General features: G+C 59.5%; 11 protein-coding genes. 2 read left to right on the top strand and 9 right to left on the bottom strand.

Annotated features, from left to right (window positions below; translation table 11 throughout):
- Positions 1 to 52: 52 nt before the first annotated feature.
- The 9 genes from ACEW8N_RS08550 to ACEW8N_RS08590 form a co-directional block, all read right to left on the bottom strand.
- A complete protein-coding gene (locus tag ACEW8N_RS08550) occupies positions 53 to 1,114 on the bottom strand; it encodes an adenosine kinase (protein WP_373499390.1) in 1,062 nt (353 codons plus the stop codon).
- 41 nt (positions 1,115 to 1,155) lie between these two features.
- Positions 1,156 to 1,590, bottom strand: coding sequence for an SH3 domain-containing protein (locus tag ACEW8N_RS08555; protein ID WP_373499391.1), 435 nt, complete (start codon positions 1,588 to 1,590; stop codon positions 1,156 to 1,158).
- A 57-nt stretch (positions 1,591 to 1,647) separates the two neighbouring features.
- Positions 1,648 to 2,286, bottom strand: a complete 639-nt coding sequence (locus tag ACEW8N_RS08560) for a metallophosphoesterase family protein (protein ID WP_373499392.1) — start codon at positions 2,284 to 2,286, stop codon at positions 1,648 to 1,650.
- A gap of 1 nt (position 2,287) precedes the next feature.
- A complete protein-coding gene (locus ACEW8N_RS08565) occupies positions 2,288 to 3,223 on the bottom strand; it encodes a radical SAM protein (protein WP_373499393.1) in 936 nt (311 codons plus the stop codon).
- 57 nt (positions 3,224 to 3,280) lie between these two features.
- A complete protein-coding gene (locus tag ACEW8N_RS08570) occupies positions 3,281 to 3,526 on the bottom strand; it encodes a zinc ribbon domain-containing protein (RefSeq protein WP_373499394.1) in 246 nt (81 codons plus the stop codon).
- 59 nt (positions 3,527 to 3,585) lie between these two features.
- Complete coding sequence (locus tag ACEW8N_RS08575) at positions 3,586 to 5,304, bottom strand: DUF6178 family protein (protein ID WP_373499395.1); 1,719 nt, start codon at positions 5,302 to 5,304, stop codon at positions 3,586 to 3,588.
- A 30-nt stretch (positions 5,305 to 5,334) separates the two neighbouring features.
- Positions 5,335 to 6,576 (bottom strand): AmpG family muropeptide MFS transporter, encoded by a 1,242-nt coding sequence (locus ACEW8N_RS08580; RefSeq protein WP_373499396.1) that lies wholly within the window; start codon positions 6,574 to 6,576, stop codon positions 5,335 to 5,337.
- Positions 6,577 to 6,693: 117 nt separating this feature from the next.
- Positions 6,694 to 8,337: a phosphoenolpyruvate carboxykinase (ATP) gene (locus ACEW8N_RS08585; protein WP_373499397.1), complete on the bottom strand. Its 1,644-nt coding sequence runs from the start codon at positions 8,335 to 8,337 to the stop codon at positions 6,694 to 6,696.
- 47 nt (positions 8,338 to 8,384) lie between these two features.
- Positions 8,385 to 9,041 (bottom strand): XTP/dITP diphosphatase, encoded by a 657-nt coding sequence (locus tag ACEW8N_RS08590; protein WP_373499398.1) that lies wholly within the window; start codon positions 9,039 to 9,041, stop codon positions 8,385 to 8,387.
- Positions 9,042 to 9,455: 414 nt separating this feature from the next.
- Between ACEW8N_RS08590 and iorA the strand changes: the two genes are divergently transcribed.
- Both iorA and iorB read left to right on the top strand, forming a co-directional pair.
- Positions 9,456 to 11,327: an indolepyruvate ferredoxin oxidoreductase subunit alpha gene (gene iorA, locus ACEW8N_RS08595; protein WP_373499399.1), complete on the top strand. Its 1,872-nt coding sequence runs from the start codon at positions 9,456 to 9,458 to the stop codon at positions 11,325 to 11,327.
- A gap of 44 nt (positions 11,328 to 11,371) precedes the next feature.
- Positions 11,372 to 11,959: an indolepyruvate ferredoxin oxidoreductase subunit beta gene (gene iorB / locus ACEW8N_RS08600; RefSeq protein ID WP_373499400.1), complete on the top strand. Its 588-nt coding sequence runs from the start codon at positions 11,372 to 11,374 to the stop codon at positions 11,957 to 11,959.
- Positions 11,960 to 12,110 lie beyond the last annotated feature (151 nt).

A 12,110-nucleotide genomic window follows, 5' to 3' on the forward strand; every position in this document is an offset into this window, starting at 1 on the left:
GTTGGATGCCACCCGCGCCGGACACGGTTTCGTCCGGGAATCGCGCCTGCGGTCAAACGCCTGCAGCCTCGGGAAGCGGCCCTTTCCGGACCGACCGCGCCGCAGGAAGGCCTTCCGGCGCCGCGATGCCCGCGGCCGCCCGGATCCTCCGCCATCCTTCATCCGGGATCTTGGCCCCCACCACCTGGCAGACCTCATAGCCGCAAAGCGACCCCAATTCCCCGCTTTCTTCGATGGACAGGCCGTTGACGAGGCCGTAGAGAAAACCCGACGCCCAGAGATCCCCGGCGCCGGTGGTGTCCACCGCGGGGCCGCCCAACCGTGGGGCGATCTCGAAAACCGAGCCTTCGTGGGCGATCAGGCTGCCCCTCTCGCCCAGTTTCAATACGGCGGTCCTGCAATGCTTGGCCATGGCGCCAATGGCGCTTTTTTCATCGGAATGCCCCGTGAACGCCCGGGCTTCATCTTCGTTGGCAATCAGGATATCGACATATTTCTTCACGATTTCCGCAAAAAAATCCTTCGATTCCTGAACGACGGTGAAGCTGGCCAGGTCGAGGGAAATCCTGGCGCCCGCATGGCTTGCGGCATCCAGCGCCGACAGGATGAGTTCCCGGTTGAACAGCAGATAGCCTTCGACATGGGCCACCGCGGCGCCGCGGAAGCATTCCGGGGAGATGTCCTCGGCTTTCGCCTCCGCCGATGCGCCCAGGTAGGTCAGCATGGAGCGCTGGGCATCCGGGGTGATGATGGAAAGGACCCGTCCGGTGAGGGATGTCGATTTGGAAAGAAACGGTTCGACGTTGTTGGTTTTCAGGCTTGATTCAAAAATGCCCGCCAGATTGCCGTTGCCGCTTTTTCCCGCAAAGCGGGCCCGGCCGCCCAGCCTCCCGACGCCGATCACCGTGTTGCATGCCGAACCGCCCGGGACGAAAAAGGGCGTTGTCGAAGCCATTCGAAGCGCTTCATCGATGACCCGGTTATCCACATAGGCCATCCCGCCTTTCACCGCCCCCGCTTTTTCGATGAATTCGTCCGTCTCGTGCACCAGAATGTCGACAAGGGCGGAGCCGATGCCCACGACGACCCGTTGATCAGAATTTGGTAAAACCATGCCTGCCCCTTCATCGGAAAAAGTATGGAAATAGCGGCCTGCTACCAGACCATGTCCTTGTGTATCCATCCTGTGTCGCCGTCCGCGTGGATCACGTTGATCCACTCGCCTTCTTTCTTGACCACCTTGAACGGGACGCCTTTTTCAACGGTAAAGGCAATATCCTTGCCGGTGCCGGGCCCGGTGCGGACGTTGCAGCGATCCCTGATGACGATGACTGAGGCTTCATCGGAGAGGAGGCTCTTGTGAATCCATCCCTTGTCCTTTTCGAAATCCTGGAAATAATACCAGGGGTCCTGTTTTTTGAGAACATCCACGGGATGATATTTTTCAAGCTTCCACAAGATGTTGTGTTCATCGCCGGGGCCGGAGCGGACATTCGCCATGGAGGCGTTGACCGTCATGCGTTCGGCCATGGCCGTGCCGCTCGTGAACAGCAGCAGGACAGCAAGTATCGTTGCAAACGTCTTTCCCATCAATTTTCCTCCTTTATCTAAAAAAAATGCCGGTAAGTTATACATATTCCTGCCTTTTCAGGCATGAAAAAAAACCATTTCAGGCAATTTGACACAGGTCAGCCGGTTGCCGTAAACCGCGCCGGTGTCCACGCCGATTTTATTGGGCTTCACCAGCGGATTGTTGAAGGGCGTATGCCCGAATACGACACGTTTGCCGAAATCATGGTCGGAAGCGATGAATTCATCCCGTATCCAGAGCAGGTCCTCGGAGAGCTGCGCCTCAAGCGGCAGGGCTTCCTTCAGGCCGGCGTGAACGAAGATGAAGTCTTCGGTCTGGTAATACAGGCGCAGGGAAGCAAAAAACCGAAGATGATCTGCGGGGATGGGATCCCCGTTTTCATGTGGTCTGTGCTTCATATAACTGTCCAGGGTCGCCTGGCCGCCGTTCATCAGAAACAATTGTCGATCCGTTCCCGCGAGGTATCGGGCGAACATTTCCTCATGATTCCCCTTTAGGAAAACGACGCCGGACATCCGCCGGCCCAGTTCGATCAGATAGGCCACGACCTCATAGGACGACGGCCCCCGGTCGATGTAATCCCCCAGAAAAACCAACTGGTCCCTCGCCGGATCGGCGTCGATCTTCGCAAGGAGGTCCGTCAGCCTCTCGATGCAGCCGTGAATGTCGCCGATGGCATAGATGCTCCCCGTCATGTCAGGCCATCATGAAAATTCGCCGCGGTTCATCCAGCCGCGTGATGCCCGCATCTCTCGCGGCCTTCAGGGCCGCCTCGAAATCGCCCCGGGACGGAAAGCCCCCAAGCCCGTCGATTTCGGCCGCCCTGCCGCAGGGGTGGTACTGGGGCATGATATTGACGTAGGTGTTCCTCGAAATCTTTTCTGCGATGAACCGCATGATCTCACCGGTGCCGGCCATCCCCCGGGGAAGAACGAGGTGCCGCACCAGCAGCCCCCGCCGGGCGATGCCGGAATCGTCGATTACGAGATCCCCCACCTGGCGATGCATTTCGATGAGGGCTTTTCGGGCCACGTCCGGATAATCGCCCGCACCGCAGGCTTCCTCCGCCAGGTCCGCATCCCAGAATTTGAAGTCGGGCATGTAGATGTCGATGATGCCGTCAAGGAGGGCCAGGGTCTCCACGCTGTCGTAGCCGCTGCTGTTGAAGACCAGGGGAACGGAGAGGCCGCCTTCGACCGCGGGCTTCAGCGCGGCCAGGATCTGCGGGACCACGTGGGACGGCGTCACCAGATTGATGTTGTGGCATCCCCGTTCTTCGAGAAGGAGCATGATCCGGGCCAACCCACGGACGTCCACGGGCTCTCCTTCGCCGCCGTGGCTGATATCGTAGTTCTGGCAGAAAAGGCAGAGCAGGTTGCAGTGAGTGAAGAATATCGTCCCGGAGCCCCGGGTCCCCGTCAGGGGCGCCTCTTCACCGAAATGCGGCCCGTAGCTCGACACCCATGCCTCTGCCCCTGTTCTGCAGACGCCGGTCTCCCCGGCAGTCCGGTCCACCCCGCAGGCCCTGGGGCAGAGGGTGCAGCCGTTCAGACGGCTTTCGGCCGCGGCGATCCGCTCGTCCAGGAGGCCCGTGCGGTGGGCTTCGATATATGCGGATGTGGTTGCTGTCATCGTGATGATCGCGCTGCTCCGGGATGGATTCGACCGGTATAAGGGGCGATGCGCCCCTTACCGCGTCATTCCGGGAACCTCATAGGTGGTGCAGGACCCGCTTGAACACTGCCGCGTCTGGGCCTTGACGCCGGAAGACGCTCCCCCTCCCGCCCCCATGGCGTAATTCGTAGAGCTCATGACCCGCTCGAAATTTTCCGCATGACATTTCGGGCACGCCATATCGACGTCTTCGTCGACGCGGGCCACCAGGATTTCAAAATACTCATTGCACTCCAGGCATTTGAACTCATATATGGGCATCGGGTTTCTCCTTCGTGGTGTTTTAAAAGTGTATATCTAAAATCATCTGCGTCGTCTTGTCAAGCAAGCATGAACAAATGGACATGTCTGGCATCGAGATGGGCCGCCGAAACCCCCTGGTATTCGGTTTCCACTGTTTCAAAAAGCTGCTCCAGGGTCGTTTGGAATTTCCGGGACAGGGCATGGGCCTCCAGCCGTGCGGCCCGGGCCAGCCAGGCGAGGAAACGCCCTTTGGCGGCGTCGCTGATCTTGCGGGACGGCAGGGGGCCTTCCCAGAGATCGTCGAAGAAGGGCCTGAAAACTGGGACGGGCAGGGCAAAAGCCTCTCCCTCATACCCGGTGGCGCGGCGGGCCCAGAGGGTCAGGAGCAGGCTCTTCCAGGTCAGCAGCCGCCTGCGCGGGAGCGGCGGCAAAGCGTCCATCAGGCCGAAAAGCTCATCCAGGGCGACCACCCGCGCCAGGACAGCATCCGTGGCCGCGATATCCGCCATGGCATGAAATTCCCGATAGAGCACGCCGCTGCGATAGTTGTCGAAAAAGAGCGGTCGCTCGACAAGAAGCCCGCCGATGACGCCCAGCCATTCCTCGCCCCAGAAACTGAGGGAGAGCCCCTCGTGTTCGGCCCAGCTCGCTTTTCGCCATTTCTCGGCCCGCCATTTCAGTTCGAGCGCCTTGCCGTACCCGACCCTGAAAATCCTTTCGAGCGGATATCGGCGGATCATCAATGCGGCCTGATCCGGGGGTATCTCCTGGCGCCCGGCCAGGGCTTCGAGCCCGATGCTGACGTACCCGCAGGCCTTTTTCACGACCGGCTTCAGGGCATCCTTCTCCCGGATGACCCGCTGGTCCGCGGAGATGATGTGATTGCAGAGTCCGGCGAATTCGGCCTGAAGCAATTCGATCTCCGAGGTCTGATCGATTCGAGCAAGGCCTTCGGCAAACAGGCTGTCCTTCTCGATGACGCTGTATGGAAAGAGCGGCGGCGGCGCAGCTTCGTTCTGCTGCCGCCCCGTACCCGGAGGCCGCCTGCCGCGGTCAGACTCATCGGCGGGCAGGGGCTGGTAGATGCCGATCGCCTCGTAAAACGGCTTGTGGCCTTTTTCGGCCATCCTGATGTTTCTCAGCCGGTACGCCTCTTCCTCAATCTCCGCGGGAACGACCGATCGGGATTCCAGCAGCAGGTTGTAGTAGACGATGTGGTCGTCGGCGGCGAGGCGGCGGAGAAATTCATCCAGAAAGGCATCCCGCTCCGCCTGGAGTTCGGCATCCCTCTCCGGATCGTAGAGGGCGTCGTTGAACCGCACATAGAAGGTGTCGTCATAGGTGTGAAAACCGTCGCCAAAATCCGAAGGGTCCTGGTCATGCTCGCGCACGGCCAACTGGACGTTCCTGAAGAGGTAGTATTCCATCTCCTCGAGGCGCTCCTCGGAGATCCAGTTCACCAGCCGCTCGGGATCGGCCTTCATCAGCAGGTGGAGCCATCGGGTCCAGGCCGACAGGGAGATCCGGTCTTTCTCCCATACGCTCATGTCCAGAAGAAATTCCCACTGCCTGGCGGACGCCAGCCGGAGCAGATCCAGGGCGTCCTCGACACCGATATCGTGGATCAGGAAATAGAAATCCTCCTCTTGGATGGCATGCACCAGGGCCGCGGGCTGAGGACTCTCGAGAATGGCATCGCGTGCCTTCTCCGGCGGAAGGTACAGCACACGTGACCGCGATTCGGCCAGTTCGCGAAGGCGGGTCTCCATCGTTTTTGCCGGTTTGGTTTCATTCATGAGGCAATGGTATTCACGGAAAAATGCTTGTCAATCCGAGGCGGCTGCTTCCCGTTCCGCGCGGAAGGGGGCGAATTTCGCGAGCAGCAGGATCCCGGGAAGGGCCATGGCGGTGCAGAAAATGAAAAACGCCTCCCATCCCAGATATTCTGCGAGAAACCCGGTCGGCGCCGCGGCCATGACCCTGGGGATGCCCATCAGGCTGCTCAGCAGGGCATATTGGGTTGCGGTGAATTTTTTGTTGGTGATGCTCGCCATGAAAGCGGCATATGCGGCCGTTCCCATGCCGCCGCTCACGTTCTCGAAAACGATGACCCCCGAAAGGGCCGGCAGGCTGTGTCCCATCCTCGCCAGGACCACAAATCCCAGGATCGACGCCATCTGGAAAAACCCGAAGATCCACAGGGACCGGTTGATGCCGAGGCGCAGCATGAGGACGCCTCCTGCAAAACCGCCCCCGACCGTCGCCCAGAACCCGAAGAGCTTGACCACCGTGCCGATCTCCGTCTTGGTGAACCCCATGTCGAGATAAAACGGGGTGGTCATGGCAAGGGCCATGGTGTCCCCGATTTTGTAGAAGAGGACAAAGGCGAGTATCCAGATGGCGTTTTCCCGGCTGAAATATTCGATGAGGGGGTCCAGCACGGCGGCGCGGAGGGTCTTGGGGAACGCTTCATTGACCTGCGGCTCCCGCGAGAAAAGCGTCGTCAGGATGCCGGGAAGCATGCAGAATGCCATGACCAGATACACCCTGGAAAACGGCATGAGGTCGGCCATGATGAGCCCGCCGCCCGAGGCCAGCAGCATGCCGACCCGGTAACCGTTGATATAAAAAGACGAGCCCAGCCCCAGTTCGTTGTCCGTGAGGTCTTCGCGCCGGTAGGCGTCGACGACGATGTCCTGGGTGGCGCTGAAGAAGGTTACCCAGAATGCCGCAACGGCGACCATCCAGGGATGGGCCGAGGGGCGGGTCATCCCCAGCGCGGCCAGGGCCAGGGCCAGGGCCACCTGGGTCACCAGGAGCCATCCCCGCCGGCGGCCCAGAAATGGCAGCCTGTAGCGGTCCAGGAAAGGGGCCCACAAAAATTTTACGGTGTAGGGGAGGCCGACCAGGGCCATCAGCCCGATCACCGACAGATCGATCCCTTCCTCCTTCATCCAGGCCTGCAGCACGGTGATGGTCAACAGCAGCGGCATGCCGCAGGAGAACCCCATGAGGAAAGCGACCAGCATGCGGGGGCTGAAAACCATCTTTAGCAGGGGAGCGTTCACAGCGTCTTTCCGGTTTTCATTCTGGGAGATCGACTGCGCGCAGCCAGCCGAAGGAACAAAGAAACCGGGGGAGTCGTCCTCCCCCGGTTTCGCCGGCACCCTGAAATCGAATGAATGCTATTTTCCAGGACACTCCTTCTGGACGGCCGGATCGATGTTCTTTTTTCCGTATGCCTTGTTGAAATGATCGCTGAATTCCCAGGAGAGCTTTAAAGCGCGCTTATGGTAGGCAGCTTTGTCGGGCCAGGTATGCTCCGGCATCAGGATCTCCGACGGGACGCCCGGGCAGACCAGGGGAACATCCAGATGGAACAGGGGGTCCTTCCGGTATTCCACATCCCGGAGCTTTCCATCCAGGGCGGCATCCACCATGGCCCGGGTCATCATGATGTCCATGCGGCTGCCCACACCGTAGGCCCCGCCGCTCCACCCGGTGTTGATCAGGTAGACGGTCGTCTCGTGCTCCCGCATCTTTCGGCCGAGGAGGTCGGCGTAGATATGGGGAAGACATGGCATGAAGGGCTGACCGAAGAACCTGGAGAAGGTGGATACCGGATCGACGATGCCGGTTTCCGTTCCGGCCAGTTTGCTGGTATAGCCCATGAGGAACCAGAGCATGGCCTGGGCGGCATTCAACCGGGATACGGGCGGGATGACGCCGTTGGCGTCGGCGGTGAGAAAAATGATATTTTGGGGATGATTTCCGGTGGAGGACGGCTTGATGTTGCTCAGGAACCGGAGGGGATAAGAGGCGCGGCTGTTCGGCGTCAGGCGGTCATCGCTCAAATCGAAGTGGCCGTCCGGGTACATCATGGCGTTTTCCACAATGGCCCCGTGGTTGAGATAGTCGTCCTGGTGAAAGACAGCCTGAAAGATCTCCGGCTCCTTGGCGGGGTTGAGGTCGATGAGCTTGGCATAGCATCCGTTCTCGAAATTGGCGATGCCGTTCTCGCTCCATCCGTGTTCGTCGTCTCCCAGGAGGGCGCGGTTCGGGTCGGCGGACAGGGTCGTTTTGCCGGTGCCGGAAAGTCCCAGGAACAGGCTCAGGTCCCCGGTGCTGTTTTCATTGGCGGAGCAGTGGATGGGCAGGATATCCGCCAGGGGCAGGTAATAGTTCATCACGGTGAAGATCAGTTTTTTCACGCTTCCGCCATAGGCGGATCCGTAGACCAGGCCCAGCCGGTTCGAAAAGTCCATGAGGATGGCCATTTGGGAAACCTTGCCGTTCTTGAGCTTCCGAAGCCGCCCCTCGTAGCGGGCACCGTCGATCTTGTCGTAGGGCAGGACCAGCAGGGTAAACCCCTTTTTGGCAAAGATGCTGCCGTCGATATTATCGGGCACCGGGCGGAACATGTTCAGCGTAAACAGGGTCGTGAGAGCGCGATCGGTGATCGTCTGGACCGGGAGGGCGTATGCCGCGTCGGCGCCGACCACCCGGTCGGTGAGGTAGATCGTCTTCTTTTTCCCCAGAACGGAGAGCGCATCCGCCCAGAGCATGTCGAAGGTTTCGGTGTCGATGGGGAGGTTGTTGGGGGAGTCCCAATCGATATTCCCGTCCGTGTCCGGACGCCGGACGATCAGCGTGTCCATGGGCGCGCGGCCCGTGGAGTCGGCAGGCGTCCATGTGGCCAGGCACCCGTTGACGGAAACCAGGGCTTCCCGCCGATCCACGGCATCATGGATGATCGCTTTCCTGTCCAGGTTTTTTCTTACATCACCGTGCCTGCTCAAGATGTCGTCGACTTTTGTTCTATACGCCATGTCTTCCCGCCCTCACTGAAAAATCGTTATCGCCTATGATGATATGATCAGGATTTATCGGCCTGACAGCCGACCCTCTCCGGGATCGGCATGTGAATGTCAATCCATTTCAAAATCTTATCGAATTCTTCCCGAACCTCCTGCAGGGCTATCCCCCGATGGCTGACACGATTTTTTTCCGCTGCGGTCAGTTGTGCGAAGGTTTTGCCCAGGGGGGGGTAGAAAAAGACGGGATCGTACCCGAACCCGTTATCGCCTTCGGGGGACAAGGCGATCATGCCTTCACAGCGGCCGTCGTAGGTCAGGGCGGGCCCTGTGGGAACCGCGATGGAAATGACGCATTCGAACGCGGCCTTCCGGTTCGTCACCTCCGTAAGCTCCGCAAGGAGCGTGTCGCATCGGCTCCTGTCAGTGGCGTCCGCTCCGCCGTACCGGGCCGAATACACCCCCGGCCTGCCGCCCAGAGCCTCCACCACCAGCCCCGAATCATCCGCAAGGGCCGGGAATCCCAGGACCCTGGCGGCGAAGCTCGCTTTTTTGTAGGCATTCTCCTCGAAGGTGTCGCCGTCTTCTGCGACTTCAGGAATCGGACCGAAATCATCCAGGTTTTTGATCTCAACCGGAAAACCCTTCAACAGCGCCTTGATTTCCGAGGTTTTTCCCTGGTTTCGGGTGGCAATGACCAGTATTCTGCGAAGGTTCACGTTGTATGCTCGCTCTGGTATGTGGTTCCGGCAAATGCTTTGGATATCGTCCCCCGAGCGGCATCATGCCGGCTCAACAGGCTGGGCGCCGGGGCGGTCGAAACGGGGTTCTGCTCCGTCAGACAACGGTATTGAACTGGGATTGAACCTTATCCGAACATTGCATTAACCGGGTTCTATAGTTCATGGTTTTCGCTTTGTAAAGTATTTTCAACAACCTGTTCCGGTGGAAAAAAAACTTTACACCCAAAGACCGCTGATATAAAAGTCATAAATTGTTGTTGTGCGGCTTTGTCAAAATAAATCAAGCGCATCGCGCGTGTTCTGAACCTGCGCGATCTATTGAAATTCGAAGGTGAAATTCGAAGGGATTTCGAAGCACCCCAACGCTATCAACCCTGAAGGAATGAGAAGATGCACAGATTATTGACCGACGAACCGGGCCGGAAGATGCTTCTCCTGGGCAACGACGCCATCGCCCGGGGGGCCATGGAAGCCGGTCTGGCCTTTGCCAGCACCTATCCGGGCACGCCCTCTTCGGAGATCTCCGCCAGTCTGTTCCAGATATCCCGTGAAACCGATCTCTATTTCGAGTACAGCACCAATGAGAAGGTCGCCCTGGAGGTGTCGGCGGCGGCGGCCAGCGCCGGCGTGCGCGCCATGTGCATGATGAAGCACGTCGGCCTGAACGTCGCCTCGGATGTCCTGATGACCCTGGCCTACATCGGGGTCAAGGCCGGGATGGTCATCGTCGTGGCCGACGATCCGTTCATGTTTTCGAGTCAGAACGAACAGGATACGCGATATTATGCCAAACTCGCGGGCCTTCCCATGGTCGAGCCCTCTTCCGTGGAAGAGGCCAAGGAGATGGTCCCGTATGCGTTCGACCTGTCGGAGACCCTGGGTGAACCCGTTATTTTCAGGACCACCACACGGATCAACCATTCCAACGGCGTCATCACCCTCGGGCATCTGAAGCCCGGCACGCCCAAAGGCGATTTCAAAAAAGACCCGTTCCGGTATGTCTGTGTGCCGGCCGTCTCCCGGAAGCTCCATGTCCGGCTCCTGGAAAACCTGGCGCGGGCCAGGCGCATCGCCGATGAATCCCCCCTCAACACCATCACGGGCAAGGGGGCCTGGGGCATTGTCTGCAACGGCGTCAGCCATAACTATGTCGCGGATGCGGTCGTGGCCCTGGGCATCGAGGACCGGTCAACCATCCTCCGCCTGGGATTTTCCCACCCCATGCCCGAGGCCCTGGTCAAGCGGTTCCTCCACGGGTGCGAGAAGGTCCTGATCGTGGAAGAGGGCGAGCCTTATATGGAAGAGGCGGTCAAGGCCATGGCCCAGGAGGAGAAACTGACGCTGTCCATCCGCGGCAAGGGCCCCGACCTCTTCTCCCGTCTGTATGAATTTGATCCGGCCATGGTCCGGAAGGGCATCGCCGGTTTTTTCGGCCTGCCCTTCGATCCCCCGAAGACGCCGGACCTTTCGGATCTCCCGGAAATTCCCCAGCGGCCGCCGACCCTCTGCGCGGGCTGCTCCCACCGCGCCACCTTCTATGCGGTGAAAAAAGCCGCCGAGGGGTTTGAAACCATATTCCCCTCCGACATCGGCTGCTACACCCTGGGATTCCTGCCGCCGCTTTCCATGGCCGATTTCGTCGTCTGCATGGGCGCGTCTGTGGGAACAGCCTGCGGCTTTTCACGGGTGACGGATAAAAAGGTCATCGCCTTCATCGGCGATTCCACCTTTTTTCACTCCGGCATCCCCGGATTGATCAACGCGGTCTTCAACAACCACAACTTCACCCTCGTCATCCTGGACAACGGCACCACGGCCATGACCGGGCATCAGCCCAATCCCGGGGTCGACATGGAGAAACTGCACCTGAGCGGCTACGGCCGCGTCTCCATCGAAGCGGTCGTGAAGGCCCTGGGGGTCGGCCATGTGACCGTGATCAAGCCCTTCAAGGTGAAAAAGAGCATCGAGGCCATCCGGGAGGCCATCGAATACCAGGGCGTTTCCGTGGTCATCTCCCAGGAGATGTGCTCCCTGTATGCCAAAAGCCTAAAGGAGCTCAGCAGTCGTGTCTTCCAGATCAGCGACAAATGCGTGAATCACCGGAACTGCATCGACGACCTGGCCTGCCCGGCGTTTTACCTTCAGGACGGCCGGGTGAAGATCGACCCGGATCTCTGCTGGGGATGCGCCGTCTGCGCCCAGATATGCCCGGAAAACGCCATCCTGCCGCTCAAGAAAAAACCGGCGGGCGAGGCAGCCTGATTTATAACCACACCCTGAATTGAACGCATAAGGAATCGAACCCTATGGATATCACGAGATTAATTATCGTTGCCGTGGGCGGCCAGGGAAACCTGCTCACCTCCCGGGTGATCGGGGAGGCGGCGCTGCTGTCGGACGTTCCGGTCAGAATGAGCGAAATTCACGGCATGGCCCAGCGCGGGGGCGTGGTCGAATCCGCGATCGTCCTGGGCGACGCCCGGAGCACCATCATCTCGGACGGCGAGGCCGACCTGCTGGTGGGTTTTGAACCCGCGGAAACCCTCCGTGCCCTCGGGAAATGCAACCAGAACACGACGGTCATCACCAACCTCTCGCCCCTGTCGCCGTTCACCGTCACCACGGGCCGGGCGACCTACCCCAAACTCCAGCAGATCCAGGACCTGATCCAGGCCAAGACGGCGCGGCTGATCGCCTTCGACGCCACGGTCCTGGCCAGGGAGGCGGGAAACGTCATGGCCGTCAACATGGTCCTCCTGGGGGCCATGGCCCGGACCGGCATCCTTCCCATCTCCGCCGAAAGCCTCAAGCAGGCCATCCGCACGAAAACCAAGAAGGCCTTCGTGGAGACCAACCTGAAAGCCTTCGACCTCGGGTTTGCCGCGGCCCAATAGCCCGCAGGTGCAGCCCTTTAAAGGTAGCACTAGGGTAGTCAATTGCTGAATGATCGAACTAATTAATAATCCTGGACAAATTCACCTCAAGCAGATACAGTACAAAAGAAAAACTGTATCTGGAGGTGACATTATGCTGAGTTCTATTTTT

Origin of the sequence: Desulfococcus sp., assembly GCF_041737845.1 — a bacterium.
In the GTDB taxonomy this organism is placed as follows: domain Bacteria; phylum Desulfobacterota; class Desulfobacteria; order Desulfobacterales; family Desulfococcaceae; genus Desulfococcus.

Bases quoted from the DNA above. Each gene is read 5' to 3' on its own strand.
- ACEW8N_RS08550 (WP_373499390.1), bottom strand. From the start codon at position 1,114: ATGGTTTTACCAAATTCTGATCAACGGGTCGTCGTGGGCATCGGCTCC.
- ACEW8N_RS08555 (WP_373499391.1), bottom strand. From the start codon at position 1,590: ATGGGAAAGACGTTTGCAACGATACTTGCTGTCCTGCTGCTGTTCACG.
- ACEW8N_RS08560 (WP_373499392.1), bottom strand. From the start codon at position 2,286: ATGACGGGGAGCATCTATGCCATCGGCGACATTCACGGCTGCATCGAG.
- ACEW8N_RS08565 (WP_373499393.1), bottom strand. From the start codon at position 3,223: ATGACAGCAACCACATCCGCATATATCGAAGCCCACCGCACGGGCCTC.
- ACEW8N_RS08570 (WP_373499394.1), bottom strand. From the start codon at position 3,526: ATGCCCATATATGAGTTCAAATGCCTGGAGTGCAATGAGTATTTTGAA.
- ACEW8N_RS08575 (WP_373499395.1), bottom strand. From the start codon at position 5,304: ATGAATGAAACCAAACCGGCAAAAACGATGGAGACCCGCCTTCGCGAA.
- ACEW8N_RS08585 (WP_373499397.1), bottom strand. From the start codon at position 8,337: ATGGCGTATAGAACAAAAGTCGACGACATCTTGAGCAGGCACGGTGAT.
- iorA (WP_373499399.1), top strand. From the start codon at position 9,456: ATGCACAGATTATTGACCGACGAACCGGGCCGGAAGATGCTTCTCCTG.
- iorB (WP_373499400.1), top strand. From the start codon at position 11,372: ATGGATATCACGAGATTAATTATCGTTGCCGTGGGCGGCCAGGGAAAC.